24 protein-coding genes are annotated in these 19,835 nt (G+C 64.0%); 14 read left to right on the top strand and 10 right to left on the bottom strand.

Annotated elements, in window-relative coordinates; genetic code table 11:
• Window positions 1-51: 51 nt before the first annotated feature.
• Entirely contained in the window at window positions 52-438 is a 387-nt protein-coding gene (locus RFM98_RS27610; RefSeq protein ID WP_320215658.1) for a DUF983 domain-containing protein, read from the top strand.
• A gap of 3 nt (window positions 439-441) precedes the next feature.
• Here RFM98_RS27610 and RFM98_RS27605 read toward each other — a convergent pair whose 3' ends face one another.
• Together RFM98_RS27605 and RFM98_RS27600 are read right to left on the bottom strand one after the other, a co-directional pair.
• Window positions 442-999, bottom strand: coding sequence for a GNAT family N-acetyltransferase (locus RFM98_RS27605; protein ID WP_320311737.1), 558 nt, complete (start codon window positions 997-999; stop codon window positions 442-444).
• 47 nt (window positions 1,000-1,046) lie between these two features.
• On the bottom strand, window positions 1,047-1,757 hold the full coding sequence (locus RFM98_RS27600; protein WP_320311790.1) for a DNA helicase: 711 nt from the start codon (window positions 1,755-1,757) through the stop codon (window positions 1,047-1,049).
• A 284-nt stretch (window positions 1,758-2,041) separates the two neighbouring features.
• Here RFM98_RS27600 and RFM98_RS27595 point away from each other — a divergent pair, with 284 nt between their 5' ends.
• Window positions 2,042-3,043, top strand: a complete 1,002-nt coding sequence (locus RFM98_RS27595; protein ID WP_320311736.1) for a hypothetical protein — start codon at window positions 2,042-2,044, stop codon at window positions 3,041-3,043.
• An 11-nt stretch (window positions 3,044-3,054) separates the two neighbouring features.
• On the opposite strand, the gene RFM98_RS27590 is transcribed toward RFM98_RS27595, so the two are convergent.
• Window positions 3,055-3,504: a GatB/YqeY domain-containing protein gene (locus RFM98_RS27590; RefSeq protein ID WP_149790757.1), complete on the bottom strand. Its 450-nt coding sequence runs from the start codon at window positions 3,502-3,504 to the stop codon at window positions 3,055-3,057.
• A gap of 317 nt (window positions 3,505-3,821) precedes the next feature.
• Between RFM98_RS27590 and carA the strand changes: the two genes are divergently transcribed.
• The 3 genes from carA to RFM98_RS27580 all read left to right on the top strand — a co-directional run bounded on the left by carA (window position 3,822) and on the right by RFM98_RS27580 (window position 5,737).
• Complete coding sequence (gene carA / locus RFM98_RS27585; RefSeq protein WP_320311735.1) at window positions 3,822-5,024, top strand: glutamine-hydrolyzing carbamoyl-phosphate synthase small subunit; 1,203 nt, start codon at window positions 3,822-3,824, stop codon at window positions 5,022-5,024.
• Between the two features lie 63 nt (window positions 5,025-5,087).
• A complete protein-coding gene (locus RFM98_RS31280) occupies window positions 5,088-5,339 on the top strand; it encodes a type II toxin-antitoxin system RelE family toxin (protein ID WP_347349899.1) in 252 nt (83 codons plus the stop codon).
• Between the two features lie 14 nt (window positions 5,340-5,353).
• The gene (locus tag RFM98_RS27580) at window positions 5,354-5,737 is read left to right on the top strand and encodes a helix-turn-helix domain-containing protein (RefSeq protein ID WP_320311734.1); all 384 of its coding nucleotides are present in this window, start codon (window positions 5,354-5,356) and stop codon (window positions 5,735-5,737) included.
• Between the two features lie 6 nt (window positions 5,738-5,743).
• Here RFM98_RS27580 and RFM98_RS27575 read toward each other — a convergent pair whose 3' ends face one another.
• The 4 genes from RFM98_RS27575 to mntR form a co-directional block, all read right to left on the bottom strand.
• On the bottom strand, window positions 5,744-7,012 hold the full coding sequence (locus RFM98_RS27575; RefSeq protein WP_320311733.1) for a TCR/Tet family MFS transporter: 1,269 nt from the start codon (window positions 7,010-7,012) through the stop codon (window positions 5,744-5,746).
• Window positions 7,013-7,174: 162 nt separating this feature from the next.
• Window positions 7,175-8,098 (bottom strand): KPN_02809 family neutral zinc metallopeptidase, encoded by a 924-nt coding sequence (gene ypfJ / locus RFM98_RS27570; RefSeq protein ID WP_320311732.1) that lies wholly within the window; start codon window positions 8,096-8,098, stop codon window positions 7,175-7,177.
• 176 nt (window positions 8,099-8,274) lie between these two features.
• On the bottom strand, window positions 8,275-8,463 hold the full coding sequence (locus tag RFM98_RS27565) for a hypothetical protein (RefSeq protein ID WP_258609216.1): 189 nt from the start codon (window positions 8,461-8,463) through the stop codon (window positions 8,275-8,277).
• 76 nt (window positions 8,464-8,539) lie between these two features.
• Entirely contained in the window at window positions 8,540-8,992 is a 453-nt protein-coding gene (mntR, locus tag RFM98_RS27560) for a manganese-binding transcriptional regulator MntR (protein ID WP_320311731.1), read from the bottom strand.
• 297 nt (window positions 8,993-9,289) lie between these two features.
• Between mntR and RFM98_RS27555 the strand changes: the two genes are divergently transcribed.
• The 4 genes from RFM98_RS27555 to RFM98_RS27540 all read left to right on the top strand — a co-directional run bounded on the left by RFM98_RS27555 (window position 9,290) and on the right by RFM98_RS27540 (window position 13,086).
• Window positions 9,290-10,648 carry an Nramp family divalent metal transporter gene (locus RFM98_RS27555; protein ID WP_320311730.1) on the top strand — a complete coding sequence of 453 codons (1,359 nt, stop codon included), beginning with the start codon at window positions 9,290-9,292 and terminating at the stop codon, window positions 10,646-10,648.
• A gap of 45 nt (window positions 10,649-10,693) precedes the next feature.
• Window positions 10,694-11,524, top strand: coding sequence for a protein-L-isoaspartate O-methyltransferase family protein (locus RFM98_RS27550; RefSeq protein WP_320311729.1), 831 nt, complete (start codon window positions 10,694-10,696; stop codon window positions 11,522-11,524).
• Window positions 11,525-11,689: 165 nt separating this feature from the next.
• Window positions 11,690-12,340, top strand: coding sequence for a dihydrofolate reductase family protein (locus RFM98_RS27545; protein WP_320311728.1), 651 nt, complete (start codon window positions 11,690-11,692; stop codon window positions 12,338-12,340).
• 95 nt (window positions 12,341-12,435) lie between these two features.
• Entirely contained in the window at window positions 12,436-13,086 is a 651-nt protein-coding gene (locus RFM98_RS27540; RefSeq protein ID WP_320311727.1) for a glutathione S-transferase family protein, read from the top strand.
• Between the two features lie 4 nt (window positions 13,087-13,090).
• Here the strand turns inward: RFM98_RS27540 and RFM98_RS27535 are convergent, their stop codons facing one another.
• Window positions 13,091-13,957, bottom strand: coding sequence for a LysR family transcriptional regulator (locus RFM98_RS27535; RefSeq protein ID WP_320311789.1), 867 nt, complete (start codon window positions 13,955-13,957; stop codon window positions 13,091-13,093).
• Window positions 13,958-14,057: 100 nt separating this feature from the next.
• Here RFM98_RS27535 and RFM98_RS27530 point away from each other — a divergent pair, with 100 nt between their 5' ends.
• Window positions 14,058-14,657 (top strand): LysE family translocator, encoded by a 600-nt coding sequence (locus tag RFM98_RS27530; protein ID WP_320311726.1) that lies wholly within the window; start codon window positions 14,058-14,060, stop codon window positions 14,655-14,657.
• A gap of 178 nt (window positions 14,658-14,835) precedes the next feature.
• On the opposite strand, the gene RFM98_RS27525 is transcribed toward RFM98_RS27530, so the two are convergent.
• Window positions 14,836-15,630, bottom strand: coding sequence for an SDR family NAD(P)-dependent oxidoreductase (locus RFM98_RS27525; RefSeq protein ID WP_320311725.1), 795 nt, complete (start codon window positions 15,628-15,630; stop codon window positions 14,836-14,838).
• A gap of 192 nt (window positions 15,631-15,822) precedes the next feature.
• Between RFM98_RS27525 and RFM98_RS27520 the strand changes: the two genes are divergently transcribed.
• Window positions 15,823-16,287 carry a MarR family winged helix-turn-helix transcriptional regulator gene (locus RFM98_RS27520; protein ID WP_320311724.1) on the top strand — a complete coding sequence of 155 codons (465 nt, stop codon included), beginning with the start codon at window positions 15,823-15,825 and terminating at the stop codon, window positions 16,285-16,287.
• A 33-nt stretch (window positions 16,288-16,320) separates the two neighbouring features.
• Here RFM98_RS27520 and RFM98_RS27515 read toward each other — a convergent pair whose 3' ends face one another.
• Complete coding sequence (locus RFM98_RS27515) at window positions 16,321-17,499, bottom strand: MFS transporter (protein ID WP_320311723.1); 1,179 nt, start codon at window positions 17,497-17,499, stop codon at window positions 16,321-16,323.
• A 194-nt stretch (window positions 17,500-17,693) separates the two neighbouring features.
• Here RFM98_RS27515 and RFM98_RS27510 point away from each other — a divergent pair, with 194 nt between their 5' ends.
• The 3 genes from RFM98_RS27510 to RFM98_RS27500 are packed head-to-tail and all read left to right on the top strand — an operon-like array spanning window position 17,694 to window position 19,662.
• Window positions 17,694-18,050, top strand: a complete 357-nt coding sequence (locus RFM98_RS27510; protein WP_320217139.1) for an ArsR/SmtB family transcription factor — start codon at window positions 17,694-17,696, stop codon at window positions 18,048-18,050.
• Between the two features lie 3 nt (window positions 18,051-18,053).
• Window positions 18,054-18,809: a metallophosphoesterase family protein gene (locus RFM98_RS27505; protein ID WP_320311722.1), complete on the top strand. Its 756-nt coding sequence runs from the start codon at window positions 18,054-18,056 to the stop codon at window positions 18,807-18,809.
• Window positions 18,810-18,864: 55 nt separating this feature from the next.
• Complete coding sequence (locus RFM98_RS27500) at window positions 18,865-19,662, top strand: SH3 domain-containing protein (RefSeq protein ID WP_320311721.1); 798 nt, start codon at window positions 18,865-18,867, stop codon at window positions 19,660-19,662.
• The last annotated feature ends 173 nt before the right edge of the window (window positions 19,663-19,835 follow it).

The following is a 19,835-nucleotide window of genomic DNA, read 5'->3' as shown; positions in this document are numbered from 1 at the left end:
CGGGACCTCAAGGCCGACTGGCCTCACGCGAGGTCCATTGGAGCGACGATCATGGAAGACCTTGCGCATTATCCACATTTGGTACCCTGGCAGGTAGGCATCCGGGGCCGCTGTCCGCGCTGCGGTGAGGGCCACCTGTTCGAGGGATTCTTGAAACTGGCTCCGAAATGCGATGTCTGCGGGCTCGACTATTCCTTTGCCGATCCTGCCGATGGCCCGGCTTTCTTCGTCATCTGCTTTGCCTGCGTGCCTTCGGTGCTGTTCGCCGTCTGGGCGCAGGTGACTTTCGAGCCCTCGATGTGGTTCCACGCCTTCGTTTCGGTGCCGATCGTTCTCGCGACTTGCATTCCGCCGCTCAGGCCGCTCAAAGGCTGGCTCGTGGCAAGCCAGTTCTACCACAAGGCGGAAGAAGGAAGGCTGGCGAAGCCCGGCGAGTAACCTTCAAAGGTCGATGCGGAACTTGAGGCTCTCCACGCCGCCATAGGCGGCGTCCTCGAAGAAGCGGCCGATGAGCCTGCCGCCATTGGCCGTAATGACCTTCTGCGATGCAGGATTGCCTGGCTTCGCGGTGATCTCGACATGGTCGAGCCCGACCGCCCTCGCCTCGTCCAGCATCAGCCGCAGCGCTTCGGTGGCATAGCCGCGGTTCCGCTTCCACGGCACCACCGCATAACCGATATGGCCAAGCACATGCGAGGGTAGCGCCGACGTGCCCTTCTGCCAGCGAAAGCCGATCGAGCCGGCGGCCTCGCCATCCCAGATCCAGCGCCGGAAGCCCGGCAGCCGCGCGACCTTGGTGCCGTCGGGCAAGGTTATGGGCGGTCCCTTCGCTTCGGGGTCGTCAAGGCCGGCGAGAAATTCAACGGGATGTTTCTCGATCGCCTCGAGCTGCTCGCGCGTCGCCTCCAGGAGCCGCACATTGTCGGGCGACCAACCGCGCTCCAGCGCCGCCTTGTAGGACGGCAAATGTTCGAGCGCGGGCTTGACGATCTTGATCATGCTTCGCTTCCCTGTCGAGACCGGCATAGCCGCGACACGGATCGCTCTCAAGTCGCCTGAAACCGGATTTCACCCTTGTTCAGGAAACAGGTCTTGTCGAACAGCGACAGGTCGAGGGGATTCGGCAGTCGGATATCGCCGATATCCGGAAACGGTTTCCGAGCCGAATCATATGATCTGTCGACCTGCGAGATGAAGACCAGCACCAGTCCGCGTTCGCGGGCAAACGCCCTCAAGGCGCGGATCTGGACCATGAGATCGGGATTCTCCCGTCTCTGGTCGAGCAGTTGCAGATAGTCGATGACAGCCAGCGTGCCGCGCGGCGCCGACCGCAACGTCTCGATGATGTAGCCGGCACTGATGGCATCGGAATTGTCGAACGCGAACAGATGGTCGAAAGCGGCCGGGTCGACCCCGATGTCACGGAACCGGTCAAGGATGTCGGCGTGCATGTATTCCAGGGTGAAGAATACGGCGCGATTGCCTTGCTTCATGGCCGCCACGGCGAGTTCGAGGCTCATCAGCGTCTTGCCTTGGCCCGGCCGCGCCGCCACGAGAACCATGTCGCCGGGCATCAGCCGGGCTGACAACTTGCCGGCGGGCGTGGCCTCGGCGGCCTTGGCCGCAAGCAGGCTCCAACTGCCGAAGCCTTGCTTGGCGGCAACGCGGTCGAGCGCCTGGTAGAGGGGCACATTTTCCCTGCGGGACAGGAGCCTCGCTTGGCGCTTCAGATGATAGAGAGGTGCGGAAAGCCGCATCGAAAAACCTCCTGCCGCGAGCAGTCTTAGCAATCCCTCCTTGTGCCTGGGTGCTCGAACAGTTGGTTGAGTGATCGACTGCCCTGCATGAACAATGCTTTCCGATGGAGGGAGGAGGCGTGGGCGCGCCGGAATCAGATCATAGCTCAATCGAAGCGGACCGAAAATCCGATCTCCAAAAGGCGCCGCTAAACTAGAAGTGTTTCGCCGATACGTGCGAGACCTTCTATGATCGGCCTGGGTGATTCACAGGTACGAGACACTTCGACAGGAGGGGCATAACGGTGCGGTTGAGATCTGTTCCGCTGGGCGCGGCCATCTTCTGTCTTGTCGCGATCCTCGCGGCCCTGACGGCGTCCGTCAGCTCATTCGCGGCGTTGCGGCCGTCGAACGTTCCCGACTGGCTGCAGCGCCATGTCGGCGATGGCGAGGGCCAGATCTCGCAGGTCGTGCTGGAGCGGGCGCGCGCGCTCTACCAGAAAAAGGTAGGCGATGGTTCGGTCAGCAACCCCTGCTACTTCGCCATGGATGCTACTCGGCCCGGCGACCTGGGCAACAGCGTGCTTGGCCAGCGCTACTATATCGTCTGCGAAGCCAAGCAGCTCTTCCGCGCGGTTTCCTCGGGCCATGGCGGCGGCCGTAACCTGAAAGGCGTTGCCGATTTCTCGAACGGCCGGCGTTGCGCGAAAAACTTCGGCAACGCGATGGACTCCGAGTTGACGGCCGGCGGAGCCTACATCACCGCCGAGACCAAGACGTCGTTCAAGGGCTACTACCGCGTCGGCGCGCAGAACGCGGTGTTCATGCGCAGCTTCATCCAGTTCGACGGCGAAGGCGAAGCGGCGAACGCCAGGCAGCGCGTGATCGGCGGGCATCCGGCTGCCTTGCTCAGGGGCATGTGCCTGCGCAAAGATCCGAACAGCTCGTACGCCGACCATGACGGCTTGGTCCCGTTCGGCAAGCTGGTGAATTATGCCGGCGGCCGCAGCAATGGCTGCACCAGCTGGTCGCCTGCCGATGCCGAGCAGATCATCCCCATCGTGAAGAACAACCCGACGACGCTCTATATCTATCCTGAGTCGCGCGACATCGCCGCCGTCGCGCGTGCAAAAGCCGCTGGCCAAACGCTCTCAGCTGCGGGAGCCTATTGGAATGCCTCCTGCCTGAAGGAGATCGGCTCGCCGAAATTCTGGCCGAAGAAGACGCTGGAACCGATCATCGCGCAGTACAAGACGGATCATCCGGCGCCGCCGCCACAGCCGATACCTATGTGCAAGGATCCGTGAAGCAGTAATCCCTACTGCAGCAGCCCCTTGATGATGGCGCTCGCCTTGGCGAAATCCATCTGGCCGGCATATTTCTGCTTCAGCGCGCCGATCACCTTGCCCATGTCTTTCTGGCTGGCAGCACCCGTCGCCGCGATCGCCTCGCGCGCCGCGGCCGTGATTGCCGCATCGTCGAGCTGCGTCGGCAGGAACGCGCGGATGATCTCCATCTCGCCACGTTCCTGCGCCGCGAGTTCCGGCCGCTTGCCGTCTTCGAAGGCCTTGGCCGACTCCTCGCGCTGCTTCACCATCTTGGCGAGGATCTGCAGGATTTCCTCCTCGCTCGCCGGCGGCTTGCCGGCGCCGCGATTGGCGATGTCGCGGTCGTGGATGGCAGCCTGGATCAACCGCAGCGTCGGCAGGCGGTGCTTGTCCTGCGCCTTCATCGCGCTCTTCATGGATTCGGCGATTTTCTCGCGCATCGTGCTTCTCCTTCGAATGCGGCGGACAATAGCTTTGCCGAACGGGTAACGCAAATTCGGACAAGCCGCTGATATTGCTGGACGAAAGCAAATCCGCTGTGGTTCGAGGGCGCCGCATTGACCGCTCCGGCGCCTTCCCCTATGTACTCGGTCCTGCATGAGACAATGAAATCATGTCGCCCAAAAGTGCGTAGCGGTTTTGGGAAAACGGCATGACTCGAAAGAACCGGCGTGTGAAAGCGGCAAAGCCTGCTTCGCGCGCCTTGCTGCGCGAACGGCCCACCGGCGGGTTTGAAGCGCCTGACAGGAGTGCCGCCATGGCCACCATCACCGCCCCCTGGGCCACCGAAAAGCCGACCGCCCTTCTGGTGCTCGCCGACGGCACGGTGATCGAAGGCCGCGGCCTCGGCGCCACCGGATCGGCCGTTGCTGAAGTGTGCTTCAACACCGCGCTGACCGGTTACGAGGAAATCCTCACCGATCCGTCTTACGCCGGCCAGATCGTCACCTTCACCTTTCCGCATATCGGCAATGTCGGCACCAATGACGAAGACATCGAGGATTTGCATCCAGCTGCCCGTGCGGGCGCTGTCGGCGCCATCTTCAAGGCCAATGTCACCGACCCGTCCAACTATCGTGCCGCCGGTCATCTCGATCAGTGGCTGAAGCGGCGCGGCATCGTCGCGCTTTCCGGCATCGACACCCGCGCGCTGACCGTGCTGATCCGCGAGAAAGGCATGCCCAATGCCGTCATCGCGCATGCGCCCGATGGCGTCTTCGACATCGAGAACCTGAAGCGGCAGGCCGCGGCCTGGTCGGGCCTGATCGGCCTCGATCTCGCCAAGGAGGTCACGTCGGGCCAGTCTTCGGTCTGGCGCGAGACGCCCTGGATCTGGAACGAGGGCTATAGCGAGCAGGACGCACCGTCGCTGCATGTCGTCGCGATCGACTACGGCGTCAAGCGCAACATCCTGCGCCTGCTGGCAGGCCTCGGCGCCAAGGTCACCGTCGTGCCGGCCAAGACAGGTGCCGAGGAAATCCTGGCCATGCAGCCGGACGGCATCTTCCTCTCGAACGGCCCGGGCGACCCGGAAGCGACCGGCGAATATGCCGTGCCGGTCATCCAGGACATCCTCAAGACCGACATACCGGTGTTCGGCATCTGCCTCGGCCATCAGATGCTGGCGCTGGCGCTCGGCGGCAGGACCGAGAAGATGCACCAGGGCCATCACGGCGCCAATCATCCGGTCAAGGACCACACCACCGGCAAGGTCGAGATCGTCTCGATGAACCACGGTTTCGCTGTCGACGCCGACTCACTGCCCGAAGGCGTCGAGGAAACCCATGTCTCGCTCTTCGACGGCTCGAACTGCGGCATCGCGCTGACCGGCCGGCCGGTCTTCTCGGTCCAGCATCATCCCGAGGCCTCGCCCGGCCCGCAGGATTCGCATTACCTGTTCCGGCGCTTCGTCAACCTGATCCGCGAACGGCGCGGCGAGGAAGCGCTGGCTGAGCGTTGACACGAATTTGACTCATTAGCTATAATATCGCATCTATGAGCGGCGTTAGGCGATGTTGCCGGTGTGAAGACGATCATTCTATCGGCCGCTGCGGCTCGCGACCTCGATAACCTGCCTGCTGACGTTCGAGAGCAGGTATCCGAGGGCTTGATCGCCTATGCCGTAAATGCTCGAGGAGATGTCAAACGCCTTGCTGGTAGAGATGGCTACAGGCTGCGCGTTGGTCGCTACCGGGTCATATTCGACGAAGATCGAACCACTATCCTCGCGATCTACATAGGAAAACGCGAAACCACGACATACAGCAGGCCATAACAGGACAACACGTCATGAATGCCCCGCAAATCATCAAAACTCCGACCGGCGAGGAGTTGGTCGTCATCCCTAAAGCGGATTACGAGGCGTTGCTGCGCGCTGCCGAGGAGGCTCTCGAAGATGCTGCGGACATCGCAATCTACGACGAGCGTAAAGCCGACCTCAAAACCGAAAAGACCCTGCCGGCGGACGTTACAATGGATGTATTGCGTGGCTCGAGCCGGCTAAAGGCGCTGCGCAACTGGCGAAAGCTTACCCAAGCCGAACTGGCGGCAACGATCGGTGTCAGCCAGGGTTTCCTGTCGGATCTCGAAGCCAATCGCCGTAAGCCGTCCGAGCAGACCAGCGCAATGCTGGCGAAGGCGCTCGATATCCCCAGAGAATGGATCGAGCCTTAGTCGTCCTCAAGCCGCGTCGGTCACCGCTTCCTGCGTATGCATGCGCTCGACTTCCTTCGGCGCCGGCCTGGCCACTTTCGTCACGAAGACGATGACCGCCAAAGTGAGGAAAATCGCGCCGAGCACATAGGGCGCGCCGCCGAACACGACCGGCGCCGTCGGGCTCGTGAACCAGGAAAAGATCGCCGTATAGAGCAGCGGCGTGATGATCGAGGTGATCGAGAAGATCGAGGTCATCGCGCCCTGCAATTCGCCCTGCGCCGAAGGCGGCACCTTGGCTGCGGCGAGGCTTCTGAGCGGCGGGTCGGCCAGCGCTTCCAGGCAGCCGGCCACGATCACCGCATAGATCATCCAGCCTTGCGTCGAAAACGCATAGCCGAAGGCGCTGAGCGCGGTGAAGGTCAGCCCGATCGCCGCGGTCTTCCACTCGCCAAGCTTGGGAATGACGCGTGGCAGCACTGTCGCCATGATGATCGCGCCGCAGAGGCCGAAGGCGCCGAGCGAGAAGCCGATCTGCTGCTGGTTCCAGCCATAGCGGTAGCTGGAAACGAACGACCAGACCGCCGGATACATCATGTGGCCGAGCGTCATCAGGAAGAAGACCAATCCGATCCAGCCGATCCCCGGGTAATTGCGCATCTGCAGGAGCGTGCCGACCGGATTGGCGCGCTTCCACTCGAACCGGCGGCGATGCTTTTCGTCCAGCGTCTCCGGCAGCAGGAACATCGCGATCAGGAAATTCACCAAGGCAAGCGCCGCGGCGAAATAGAACGGCACACGCGGCCCGAAAGTGCCGAGCAGCCCGCCCAGCACCGGGCCGATGACGAAACCGACGCCGAAGGCGATGCCGAGCAGGCCGAAATTCTTCGCCCGGTTCTCGTCGTTCGAGACGTCGGCGATGAAGGCCGATGTCGTCGAATAGCTGGCGCCGGAAATGCCGGCCAGCACCCGGCCGATGAACAGGATCGGATAGGACCAGGCGACGGCGCAGATCAGATTGTCGATCGAGAAGGTCAGCACCGAGGCAAGCAGGATCGGTCGCCGTCCGAAGCGGTCGCTCAAGCCGCCCATGATCGGCGCGAAGAAGAACTGCATCGCCGCATAGACGAAGAACAGCCAGCCGCCCTGGATCGCGGCCTGGCTGATGCTGACGCCGCTCAGTTCCTCCAGATAGGCCGGCAGCACCGGCATGATGATGCCGAAGCCGATGATGTCGAGCAGCAGCGTGGTGAAAACAAGCGCAAGGCCCCGCCTGGCGGTTTTAGGGTCGATCATGGCGATAAGCTCCTCAGGCCGCCGGGGCCAAAGGCGGGAGGCACCTTATAGGCGAGGTTCGCGGCGGGAACAATCCGCGAACGAAGGCAAACATATGCTGACATCACTTGCCAGCTGCCACCGATCCCGGATCGCCGTTGGAAATCAGGCCCATACGCCGCCTCAGATCGGACCGCTCATCGTGTTGCAGTCAGTCAGCTTGCCGCTCTTGAAGCCGCGCGCCAGCCAGGTCTGCCGCTGCTGCGAGGTGCCATGGTTGAAGCTTTCCGGCACGACATAGCCCTGCATCTTCTTTTGCAGTGTGTCGTCGCCGATCTGCTTGGCGGCATTGAGCGCGCTTTCGATGTCGCCCTGCTCCAAGATACCCTTCTGCTGGGTGAAATGCGCCCACACGCCGGCGAAGCAATCGGCCTGTAGCTCGATGCGCACCGACAGCTGATTGGCGTCGGCCTCGCTCATGCCTTGCCGCATCTGGTCGAACTTGCCCATGATGCCGGTGAGGTTCTGCACGTGATGACCCACCTCATGCGCGACCACATAGGCGCGGGCGAACTCGCCGGAAGCGCCGAACTGCTGGTCGAGCTGCTGGAAGAAGGTCATGTCGAGATAGACCTTGTGATCGCCCGGGCAGTAGAACGGACCAGCCGCCGCTGAAGCGAAACCGCAGGCGGAACGAACCTTGCCGCTGAACAGTACGAGCTTGGGATCCTCGTAGGTCAGACCCTCGGATTTGAAAATGCCGGTCCAGGTGTCTTCGGTTTCTGCCAGCACCGTCGCGACAAACTGCTTCATCTCATCGGAAGCGGGAGAACCGCCATCCTGCGAGCTGTTGTCTTCGGTGATCTGGCCGCCACCTCCCGGCGACAGGCCGCCGCTGCCGTCACCCAGGATCTGCGAGGGGTCGAAGCCGAAATACCACCCTGCGAGCACGACAAGGATAACCAGGATGATGCTGCCGCCGCCCCCGGTACGGCCGCCGATCGGAACGCGGAACTGGCCGCCGCCGCCCAATCCGCCGCCGCCGCCGCCGCTGTCGCTGCGCTCGTCCTCGATATTGTCGCTCTGACGACGGCCTCTCCAAAGCATGGCAACTCCTCGCAATGCGAATGTCCTGGAGGGACCGGCCCGCGACCGCCCCCTGCAGACAATTATCGCAACGGCCAGCCCAAGTCACAGAATTTTTCGCGCTTGGCAAATGCCGACACGCAGGCAATTCCGCTCAGGCAGTCAGCGTTCGACTGACCATAAACCAGCTAACAGCCTCAACTTTTCTGCTTGGCGCCGGCGCTCTTGCCGTCCGAACTTTTCGAGCGTTCCTCGAAGCGCGCCGCGCCTTTCTTCAGCGGGTGGCCGGTCTCGGCCTCGGTCTTGCGCTCGTCCTTGGCGGCCGCCTGCCGCAATCCCTTGGCTGCCTGTTTTCCCTTCGCGGTCGGTGCCTGTTCGACGCCCATAGCTTCCTCCTTGAGCGCGACAACCGCGCTGTCGGGACAAACGTTCTTGAGATGCGGCGGTTCCGCCCACCGCGTTTCAGCGATGCGTCATCGCGCGGCGGAAAGCTTCCAGCGTTTCGGCACTGACATGGTGCTCGATGCCCTCGGCGTCGATGCGCGCCGTCTCGGCGCTGACGCCCAGCGAGCGCAGGAAGGCCTCCACTGTCTGATGACGGATGCGGCTTTCCTCTGCGACCTTGCGGCCTGCCTCGGTCAGGAAGACGCCGCGATAGGGCTTTCGCGAGACCAGCCCATCGGCGCACAGCCTGGTCAGCATCTTTGCCACCGTCGGCTGCGCGACGCCGAGCCTTGCCGCGATATCCACCTGCCGCGCTTCGTTGCCGTCCTCGATCAGGTCGGCGATCAGTTCGACATAGTCCTCGACCAGCGCGCTGCGGCGCGCTTCGCGCTGCTGCCGGAACCCCTCCGAATGAATTTCCGCGTCGGGTAGCGGCTCTTCGCGTCGAACCGGTTTGTTCCTCAGCGCCAATACGCGCTCCTCCTTGGCTGTCCTAGAGCATGACGCCGAAAAGTGTGAAGCGGTTTTCGGACGACATCATGCTCTATCTCTTCGATTGAATCGGGATCGCATCCATAGCACGAACCCCTGACGGTCCGGCCGTTTATTTGCATTCCCGCGCAGGCGCAACCGGCGTTTGCGGCAGCCCGCGCCAGGCTTGCTCCGGCGCATCACGAAAGCACGATCAATGAAATATAGCATATTGCATAATGTTGAGCCGTGGCATAGATAAAGGGCACTTTCGATACGTTCCAGCGGAAATTCCCCATGTCCGACGCCGATGCAGCAACCGCAGCCCGACCCGCGTGGCGATTCGACAGGGCCGGCGACGAGCACCCCAGCCTGCGCGAGGTGAACGCCTCGGTCGCGGTGCCGCAGGGCGGCGTCTGGTTCCGCCGCCTGTTCGCCTTCATGGGGCCGGGCTACATGGTCTCGGTCGGCTATATGGACCCGGGCAACTGGGCGACAGACCTCGCCGGCGGCGCCCAGTTCGGCTACACGCTGCTTTTCATCATCATGCTGTCGAACCTGATGGCGATCCTGCTGCAGGCACTGGCGGCGCGCCTCGGCATCGCCACAGGGCGCGACCTCGCCCAGGCCTGCCGCGCCTACTATCCGCGTCCGGTCAATTTGATGCTCTGGATCGCCTGCGAGCTGGCGATCATCGCCTGTGACCTCGCCGAGGTGATCGGCACGGCGATCGCGCTGCAGCTTCTGTTCGGCATTCCGCTGATCGGCGGCGCCATTCTCACCGCGCTCGACGCATTCCTCGTGCTTCTCTTGATGAACAAGGGCTTTCGCTATCTCGAGGCCTTCGTCGTCGCATTGCTGATCATCATCTTCGGCTGCTTTGCCATCCAGATCTTCGTCGCCGCGCCGCCGGCCGGCACCATCCTGCATTCGATGTTCGTGCCGTCGTCCGAGATCGTCACCAATCCGGCGATGCTCTACATCGCCATCGGCATCATCGGCGCCACCGTGATGCCGCACAATCTCTATTTGCACTCCTCGATCGTGCAGACCCGCGCCTATGAGCGCACCGATGCCGGCAAGCGCGACGCCATCAAGTGGGCGACCACCGATTCGACCATCGCGCTGATCCTGGCGCTGTTCGTCAACGCTTCGATCCTGATCGTCGCGGCGGTCGCCTTCCACGACACCGGGCATCAGGACGTCGCCGAAATCGGCCAGGCCTTCGAGCTCTTGTCCCCGCTGCTGGGTTTGAGCATCGCCTCGGTCCTGTTCGCCGTCGCGCTGCTCGCCTCCGGCCTCAACTCGACGGTCACCGCGACGCTCGCCGGCCAGATCGTGATGGAAGGCTTCTTGCGCCTGCGCATTCCGCAATGGGCGCGCCGCCTGCTGACGCGCGGCTTCGCCATCGTCCCCGTTGTGGCCGTCACCGCGCTCTACGGCGAAAAGGGCACGGCCCAGCTGCTGGTCTTCAGCCAGGTGGTGCTGTCGATGCAGCTGCCCTTCGCGGTCATCCCGCTGGTGCAGTTCGTGTCGGACAAGAACAAGATGGGCAGTTTCGCCATTTCGCGGTCCGTCGCGGTCCTGGCCTGGGTGGTCGCCGCCGTCATCCTGGTGCTCAACTGCAAGCTGCTCTACGACACCGTCGCCGGCTGAAATCGGGTCGCGACATTCCAGCCGGCCGCGCTATCTTCTTCATGCATGGTCGGATCGGACGACGCCCGCAAATTCTACGCCAGGCTGATGGCCGCGCATGCGCGCTCGGCCGACCCGCGCATTGAGCAGGTGTTTGCGTCAGTGCCGCGTGAGGCCTTTCTCGGCCCGGGGCCATGGACGGTCTTTGCCGGTGACGGCAGGATCGAAACGCCAACGGCCGATCCAAGCTATGTCTATCAGAACGTGCTTGTCGTGCTCGATGCCGACAAGGGCATCAACAATGGCGAGCCGCTTCTGCATGCCATGTGGCTCGGCAAGGTCGAGCCGAAGCCAGGCGAGGCCGTCACCCATATCGGCGCCGGCACCGGATATTATACGGCGCTGCTGGCCAAACTGGTCGAGCCGGGCGGCCACGTCATCGCCTTCGAGCTGGAGGCCGATCTGGCCGCGCGCGCCAAGGCGAACCTTGCCCGATACGGCAACATCGAGGTGGTCCATGGCGACGCCGTCGCCAATCCGTTGCCGCCGTCCGACGTCATCTATGTCAATGCCGGCGTCGTCGCTCCGCCCGCCGCATGGCTGAAGGCGCTGAAGCCCGGCGGCCGCATGATCTTCCCATGGCGCCCGTCCGAAACGGTTGGCCTGGCGGTCCTCGTAACCCGGCTGGAAAACGGCTTCGCTTGCCTGCCTTTCATGGGTTCCTGGTTCATCCCCTGTATCGGCGCCTCCGTTGCCGAACCCGAGGCGAGAATACCGAGCCGCGAGCGCGCCGCGCGCACCCGCTCGATCTGGCAGACAGCGGCCAAGGCGCCAGACCGGACGGCAACCGCCGTGTTTGGCGATGTCTGGTTCTCATCTCGCGCCGTTCGCCGATAGCACGCGATAGAAATTTGCAGGCCCTTGTCGAAAACGTGCCTTGCCGTTCGTCCTAGAAGCAATTCCAGGAAAAGTGCGAAGCGGTTTTCCGTCAAGAATTGCGTCAAACCACTCTAGGCAGAAATCCGGCCGTGACGGCGCGGATCAGCGAACAGGAGAATAGAGATGCGCAAGATCATCGCCGCCACCTTCGTCAGCCTCGACGGCGTCATGCAGGCGCCAGGCGGACCGGAAGAGGATCCGGTCGGCGGCTTCAAATTCGGCGGCTGGACCTTCCATTACTTTGACGAGGTGGCGGGCGCGGCAATGGATGAAATGTTCTCCAAACCGTTCGACCTGCTGCTCGGCCGAAGAACCTACGACATCTTCGCAGCGTACTGGCCATATCAGAAGGATCCGATCGCGGATGCCTTCAACCCCGCGACCAAATACGTGGCGACGCATCGGCCGGATAGCTTGACCTGGCAGAACACGCAATCGCTTGGGCCGGATATCGTCGCGGCGTTGCGCCGTCTCAAGCAGGAGGATGGACCTGACCTGCTCATCCAGGGATCGGGCAATCTGATCCAGACCCTGCTCGCCAACGGGCTGATCGACGAGATCCGCCTGATGATCTTCCCGCTGTTGCTGGGCAAGGGCAAGCGGCTGTTCGGCGACGGCGCGGTGCCGGCCGCCTTCAAGCTCATCAAGTCGCAGGTAACGAGCACTGGCGTCATCATGACGACTTATGAACGTTCAGGCGAAATCAAGGTCGGGTCGTTCGCGCAGGAGGAGCCTTCCGAGGCCGAGCTCGAGCGGCGCAAGAACTGGAAGTAGCTCGATAGCCGTCGCGCGGCGGGCCGAGCTTGCCGCGCTCTCGCCTCACGAAGCCTCCCGTCCGCAACAACGGCCTGACCACCAGGAGCCCGCCGATGATTCCCACCATTACCGCCTTCGAACGATCGCCCGACGGCGGCAGGGGGCTCGCGCGTGACATGCAAGTCCGTTGGGCACTCGAGGAAGTAGGTCAAGCTTATGACGTTCGTCTCGTGTCGTTCGGCGGGATGAAACAACCCGCGCATGTTGCGATTAGCCCGTTCGGCAATATCCCGACCTATGAAGAAGGCAATCTCGCTCTGTTCGAGTCGGGGGCCATCGTCTTTCACATCGCGGAGCGTCATGCGGGCCTGTTGCCCGGCGATGCGAACGCGCGGTCCCGCGCGATCGCCTGGATGTTCGCAGCGTTCAGCACGGTGGAACCGCCCATCCTCGAGCGCACGACAGCCGTGATCCTGGAGCGCGATGCGCCGTGGCACGACGAGCGCCTGCCCTTGGTCGACGACCGGATCCGCAAGCGGCTGGCCGAACTCTCCCGCCGCCTGGGCGATAGCGAATGGCTCGATGGCGCATTCAGCGCCGGCGACCTCGTCATGGTGGGCGTGGTGCGCCGGTTGAACAGATCGGGTCTGCTGAACGAATTCCCGAACCTCGCCGCCTATGTCGCCCGCGGCGAGGCGCGACCGGCCTTCAAGCGGGCATTCAATGCGCAATTGGCGGTTGCCATGGCCGCGTCGAACGGCTGACCGTTCACGCGGCCTGGCGATTGCGTGAAAGACCCTCGCGGATATGACTGGCAAAAGCCTGCGCGGCCGGCGCGATGGCATGTTTGGGCAAATGCAGGTTGACGGAGAAATTCGGCAGCGCCGGAAGGCCGGCATCGGACAGGATGTCGAGATCGGCCGGAACCGTCGAGGCAAGCCAGGTGGTGACGGCAAGGTCCGAACGCACCGTCGCGGTCGTTGCGTCGATGTTGCCGTTCTCGAACACGGTACGCCAGTCGAGCCCATGCTCGCCGAGCGCTGCCAGCACCGCCGGCCGGAAGGCGCAGGTGTCGGCGACGATCGAAACCGGCAGCGGCCGCTTCAGACGCGCCGAGCCGCCTTTGGCGCCGACCCAGACCAGCCGGTCGACAAGCAGGCATTCGCCGGCGGTGGGACCGACGCGTTCCTCGATAATCGCCAGGTCGATCGTGCCCGCCGCCAAGGCCGCCGCGAGTTCCGGCGAGGAAGCGCAGACCAGCGAGATCTCCACCTGCGGATAGGCTTCGGCGTAGGCTTTCAGCACCGGCGCGAGCAACGTGCCGACGAGATCGTAAGGCACGCCGATCCGCACCTGTCCGGCAACCGCCCTGCCCCTGACCTCGGTGAGGATCTCGTCGTTGAGCTGCAGCAGTCGCCTCGCCCTATCGAGCAGCCGTTCGCCTGTCCGCGTCAGCGTCAGGCCGCGCCGATCGCGCTCGAACAGGCTTTGACCTAGCACCTCTTCCAGCCGTTTGATCTGCTGGCTGACCGCGCCTTGCGTCAGGTGAAGCGCATTGGCGGCCGCCGTCATGCTGGCCTTGTCGGCCGTCGTGACAAATGTGCGGATGAGGGTCATGTCGAGGTCGCGGATCATCACAGGCATTATAATCGCTAATGCAAACCATATCAAACATTGCATTTACTGATGGAGCGAAGAGCCTAAGCATGCCGGCTCCTTCGACTGGGAAGCCCGCATGTCCGAAACCATTATCCCGCTGGTCCTGTTCGCGCTGATCTCCACCTCTACGCCCGGCATCGCCACGACATTGTCGACCGCTTCCGGCGCGCAGTTCGGCTTTCGCCGTTCGGTGCCGCTGATGGCCGGCAGCGCAGCGGGACTGGCTACCGTCGCGGCCGCGGCCGCGGCCGGCCTCGCCGGCCTGCTTGCCGCCGCCCCTTCGCTACAACTCGCGATGAAGATCGCCGGCTCGCTCTATCTGGTCTGGCTGGCGATCAAGATCGGCCGCAGCGGTCCGCCCAAGCTCGACATCAGCATGGCCAGGCCGAACAGCTTTTTCGGCGGCGCCGGCATCCAGTGGATGAACCCGAAGGGCTGGGCGATGGGGCTGGGCGCCGCGGCATCCTTTGCGGCGCTTGCCGATGGTCCGATACAGCTAGCGCTGCTGCTTGGCGCCGTGTTCGGCCTGGCGGCTGCCTTCTCGCTGTCGCTGTGGTGCGTGGCGGGTACCCTGCTTGCCCGGCTGCTCAAGACGGAGCGCCAGTGGCGCGCGCTCAACATCGTGCTCGGCCTGTTGCTCGCCGCCTCGATCCTGCAGATGTGGCGGCCCGTGTGATGCCAGTTCCTCGCCCCCACTAAGGTGGGGGAGAGGCGGCTCGGCGAAGCCGAGACGGAGAAGGGGACTGGCGCCGCCCTAACCAAGTATCCGGCGACGAACTTGCCCTACGAAGGCCCCCTCTCCGGCCGCTTCGCGGCCACCTCTCCCCCGCCCTGCGGGGCGAGGAACCTAGTCCTCAAACGGCGTAGCGCGCCGCCGGCTTGCCTGAGAACAGGCTGCCGAAGAACTGATCCCGAGCACCGAGATAGGTGGCCAGCCCGGCCGCATCGGCAAGGCCGGGTGCGGTGACGGTCTCGCCCTGGGCCAACCCGGCAAGTGCCGCGTCGACCAGATCTTCGGCGCTCATGATCCAGTCCGGATTGATCCTGTCCAGGCTGATGCCGGAGACATCCCACAACTCGGTGCGGATCGGTCCGGGCACCACTGACTGGACTTTCACATTGGTGCCGGCGACTTCCTTCTGCAGCGCTTCCGTGAAGTTGGCGACATAGGCCTTGGTGCCGCTGTAGATACCGCCGACGGCAATGCCATAGGCGACGACCGAGGCGATGTTGATGATGGCGCCACGGTTGCGCGAAAGCAGGCCCGGCAATACCGCGCTGGTCAGCCTTGTCAGCGCCACCACATTGACCTTGATCATGCGCTCCGCCGTGTCGGCGTCGGCGTTGGCAATCGTCTCCAGGCCGGCCACGCCGGCATTGTTGATCAGCAGCGTCACGCTCTCGTCCGTCGCGACCGTCTGCTCGACGCGGCGCAAATCGGCATCGTCGGCGAGATCGGCGACAATCACCTTGACCTTGCGGCCATAGGCATAGGTCAGCTTGTCGGCCAGTTCCTGCAGCCGGTCGGCGCGCCGCGCGACCAGCACCAGATCGTAGCCCTGCCCCGCCAGCCTGTCGGCATAGACCGCGCCGATGCCTGAGGAGGCGCCGGTGATGACGGCCGTCCCCTTGTTGTCCTTCGTGCTCATTGTCCTGTTCCTTTTGTTCGCTTCGCTTTGGTGCGGCGCCGATGATCGCGTTATCCGCCAAGGCCCCTGATTTCAATTAGTGGCATATGCCACTTTTGCTGAAATAGGTATATGCCACTATCTTGTCAACGGCGGTGGCGAAAACTATTTCTGCGGCAGGCCGGCCCGTCTACGCGCCGGCAAGGAGTGATCATGACCAAAGCTCAGAAGCCGGGATTCAGCCGCTGCAACAACGCCACGCTACGGCGCGCCGCGCGCAGCCTCGGCCGCTTCTATGACGACGCGCTGGCGGCTTCGGGCCTGAAGGGCACGCAATTCGGCCTGCTTTTCGAGATCCATGCCAGCAGCGAGCCGACCATGGGAACCGTTGCCGAGGCGTTGATCATGGATCTCTCCGCGCTCGGCCATACGCTGAAGCCGTTGATCCGCGACGGCTATGTCGAGACCTTCGCCGACAAGGATGACCGCCGCGTCAAGCGCGTGCGGCTGACACCGCGGGGCGAGGTCAAGCTCGACGAGGCGATCAAGCTGTGGAGCGGCGCGCAGCAGCAGTTCGAGGAGAAGGTCGGCGCGGAGCAGGCGGCGAAGCTGCGCGCGGCACTGGATGCGGTGGCTGATCTCGATCTGGAAATGCCGACGGCCGCCCCTTCGAACTGAAGAAGCGGCCGTCAATCAAGCTCTATCACGGCTTTATTCCGCGGGCATTGCGACCGGCCGGGCCAGCATCCGGCCGGCAAGCACGATGCCCAGGCCCACGATCGGGAACACGGCGGCGATCAGTCCGAGATCGGCCGGCGCGCCGAAGCGCAGCACGGCGGCTCCGACCACCGCGCCAAGCGCAACGCCGAAATAGAGCGCCGAAGCGTTGAGCGAGAGCACGATCGGGGCCGCGTCGGGTGCGATCTTGATGATGCGGCTCGCCTGCGCCGGCGGGAAGGCCCAGCCGACGATGCCCCACGGCACCATCATTGCCATCAGCGCCGGCCCGGCGAGATGATGCGGCAGGAAGGTCGGGATCAGCGAGAAGGTGACGAGCATCGCGGCCGACAGCGCCAGCGACCAGGCGACCGTGCGGGTCGCGCCGAAGCGGTCGGCGGCCTGGCCGCCGGCGATGTTGCCGATGACGGCGCCGACGCCGAAGGCGAGCAGCATGCCCGGCAGTGCGATCGGGGAGAGCCCGCCGCTTTCGATGGCCAAGGGCGCGATGAAGCTGAAGACCGTGAACGCGCCGACCAGCGCAAGCGCCGTCGTCAGCAGGATCGGCATCACGCCGGGGCGGACGGCCGCCGCCAGCCTGCGCTTCAGCGGCAGCCTCGTGCCGATGATGCCGCGCGGCAGCCGCCACCAGAGGATCGCGCCTGCGAGCGCGCCGAGCCCGGCGATGGCGAAGAAGGTGCCACGCCAACCGGCGATTGCCGCGACAAGCGCGCCGAGCGGCGCGCCGATCGCCACCGCCACCGTGGTGCCGCCGACGACGACGGCGATGGCGCGCGCCCGGTGATGGTCATCGACCAACGCCACCGCGGTGCCTTGCGCGGTCGCCGCGAACAGGCCTGACGACAGCGCCATGACGATACGGGCGATCAAAAGCAGCTCGAAGGACGAACTCACCGCCGCTACCAGATTGCCGATGACGAAGAACGCAATCGTCCACAGGATGACGCGCCGCCGGTCCCATTCGCCGGTCAGCGTCGCAAGCACAGGCGCACCGATCGCATAGGCGAGCGCGAAGGCGGTGATCAGCGAGCCGGCGAGCGGCACGGATATGCCGGCATCGGCGGCGATATCGGGGAGAAGGCTCGATATGACGAAGCCTTCGGTCGAGATCGCAAACGATCCGAGCGCAAGCCAGAAGATCCGCTTGTCCATGGGGAATTGTCCTTAGTTCAAAAGTTATTGAACAATTGGACATAGCAGGGCATGATGTCAACCGAGCCGGGACAAAATAGCTGAAGCCTGCTGACAGCAGTGTGTCAGGACCGGTCTGAAAAAGAAGAACCAGCAGCCATCGCAGAGAAAGGAGCCGCGTTGAAGTTCGTCCCGTTTGTGCTTAATTCTGGATCATGAGCTTGCCCCATCCAACCACCGACCAGATCAGCCTGCCGATCGTGCTTGCCGTGCTCGGCGATCCGACCCGGCTTGCCATCGTGCGCTATCTGGCGAGCAAGGAAGGCGTGCCGCTGAACTGCAGCAAGTTCCTCGACCTCGCCTCCAAGACCAATCTCAGCTACCACCTCGCCAAGCTGCGCGAGGCGGGCGTTACCCGCAGCGAAGCGGTCGGCACCAGCCGGCTGATCACGCTGCGCCGCGACGACCTCGACAAGCGTTTTCCGGGCCTGCTCGACAGCGTCATTGCCGCGGCCGGCACCGATCCGGCGCTGCCGGCTGTCGGCGTGTCCGAGGTCGAGGTTTCGGCCTGACCCATGCGCATTGCTGTCCTCGCTGACATTCACGGCAACGTGCTGGCATTGGATGCCGTGCTGGACGATCTGAAGCAGCGCGGCGGCGCCGACATCACCGTCAATCTCGGCGACTGTATCTCCGGCCCGCTCTGGCCGCGCGAGACGATGGAGCGGTTGCAGGCGCTCGGCCTGCCGACGGTGCGCGGCAATCACGACCGCCGCGTGGCGCGAGACCCGGCCGACGAAAGCATGTGGCCGTCCGATCGCTACGCCCAGGAACGGCTGACATCGGCGCAGCGCCAGGCGCTGCTCGACTTGCCGCTCACATTGGAAATCGCGCCCGGTGTCATCGCCTTCCACGCTCGGCCGGATCATGACGAGAAATATCTTGCCGACGCTATTGTCGACGGCCAGTTGGTGCGCGCGCCGTTGGCCGCAATCCGGCGCCGGCTGAAGCCGCTCGATCCGGCCTGCCACGTGGTATTATGCGGTCACAGCCACCGCAACGAATTGATCCACATCCCCGACGGTCCAGTGATCTTCAACCCCGGCAGCATCGGCTGCCCGGCCTATGACGATGACACGCCGCCGGCGCATGTCTCCGAGCAAGGCTCGCCGCACGCCCGCTATGGCATCGTCGAGTTCCGGGACGGCCATCCCAGCCGCTTCGAGGCGATCGCCGTGGACTACGACCATGAAGCCGCCGCAAGGCAGGCCGAACAGGTAGGACGGCCGGAATGGGCACACGCGCTACGGACCGGGTTCATGCAGGATTGAGCGGAGCTCATATCCCGATTGAACGGAGTTCATATCCTGATTGAACGGAGCTCATATGAAGTGCAAAATTACGCTCCGATCGACGCTGATCTTGGCCGCCTCATTGCTGCTCGCCGCCCTGCCGGCCTTGGCTCAGGAAGCGCCGGGACCGATCATTTCGATCATCGGCGGCCTCGCGCCGGACGATCTCCTCAACATCCGCTCCACCGCTTCCCCGGGTGGAAAGGTGGCGGCGCGGCTGCCCAACGGCACGGCCGTCAAGAATTTCGGCTGCAACGTCATCAACGGCCATCCCTGGTGCAAGGTCGAGGACACGCAGGACGCGCATATCGTCGGCTGGGCGCCGGCCCGCTATCTCAGCCCCAACAATCCCGCGCCGGCGCCAGATGACACCGCCACGCCGGCGGCTGCGGCTGCCGCGCCCGAACCACCGCCCGAGGAGCCGCAGCCGGATATAGCGTCGCGCCTGGGCGAAGGCGAGCCGACCGACCCGCCATCCGCGGCCGAAATCGGCAGGACCGCCATGCTGGACGCCTATGGCCTCGCCTTCGCGGCCGCGGCAAACGCCGGGTCCGATGACCCTGCCACAGGCGCCGGCATCCCCTGCGCTCGCCATGTCGGCGAGCCAATGACCCGTTGCGAGATAAGTGTTGCGCACACCGGCGGCGAGAGCGCCGTGACTGTGACCTGGCCGGACGGCGGCAGCCGCATCATCACCTTCCATGACGGCCAGCCGAGCGGTTCGGACTCGCCGGACGCGTTCCGCTTCACGCGCGAGGGCAGTCTCAACATGGTGCGCGTCGGCGTTTCCGAGCGCTTCGAGATTACGGATCAGCAGGCGTTGGGAGATTGATATAGGGGAATAAGGCAGTAGGGCAGTAAGGCAATAGGGAAGAGAGGCCCTACTGCCCTACTGCCCTACTGCCCTACTGCCCTACTGCCCTACTGCCCTACTGCCCTACTGCCCTACTGCCCTACTGCCCTACTGCCCTACTGCCCTACTGCCCTACTGCCCTACTGCCCTAC

The sequence above is a fragment of the Mesorhizobium australafricanum genome (genome assembly GCF_033977265.1).
Classification (GTDB): Bacteria; Pseudomonadota; Alphaproteobacteria; order Rhizobiales; family Rhizobiaceae; genus Mesorhizobium; species Mesorhizobium australafricanum.
The sequence above is the reverse complement of the archived record's forward strand: the minus strand, read 5'-3'. Positions and strand labels throughout refer to the sequence as shown.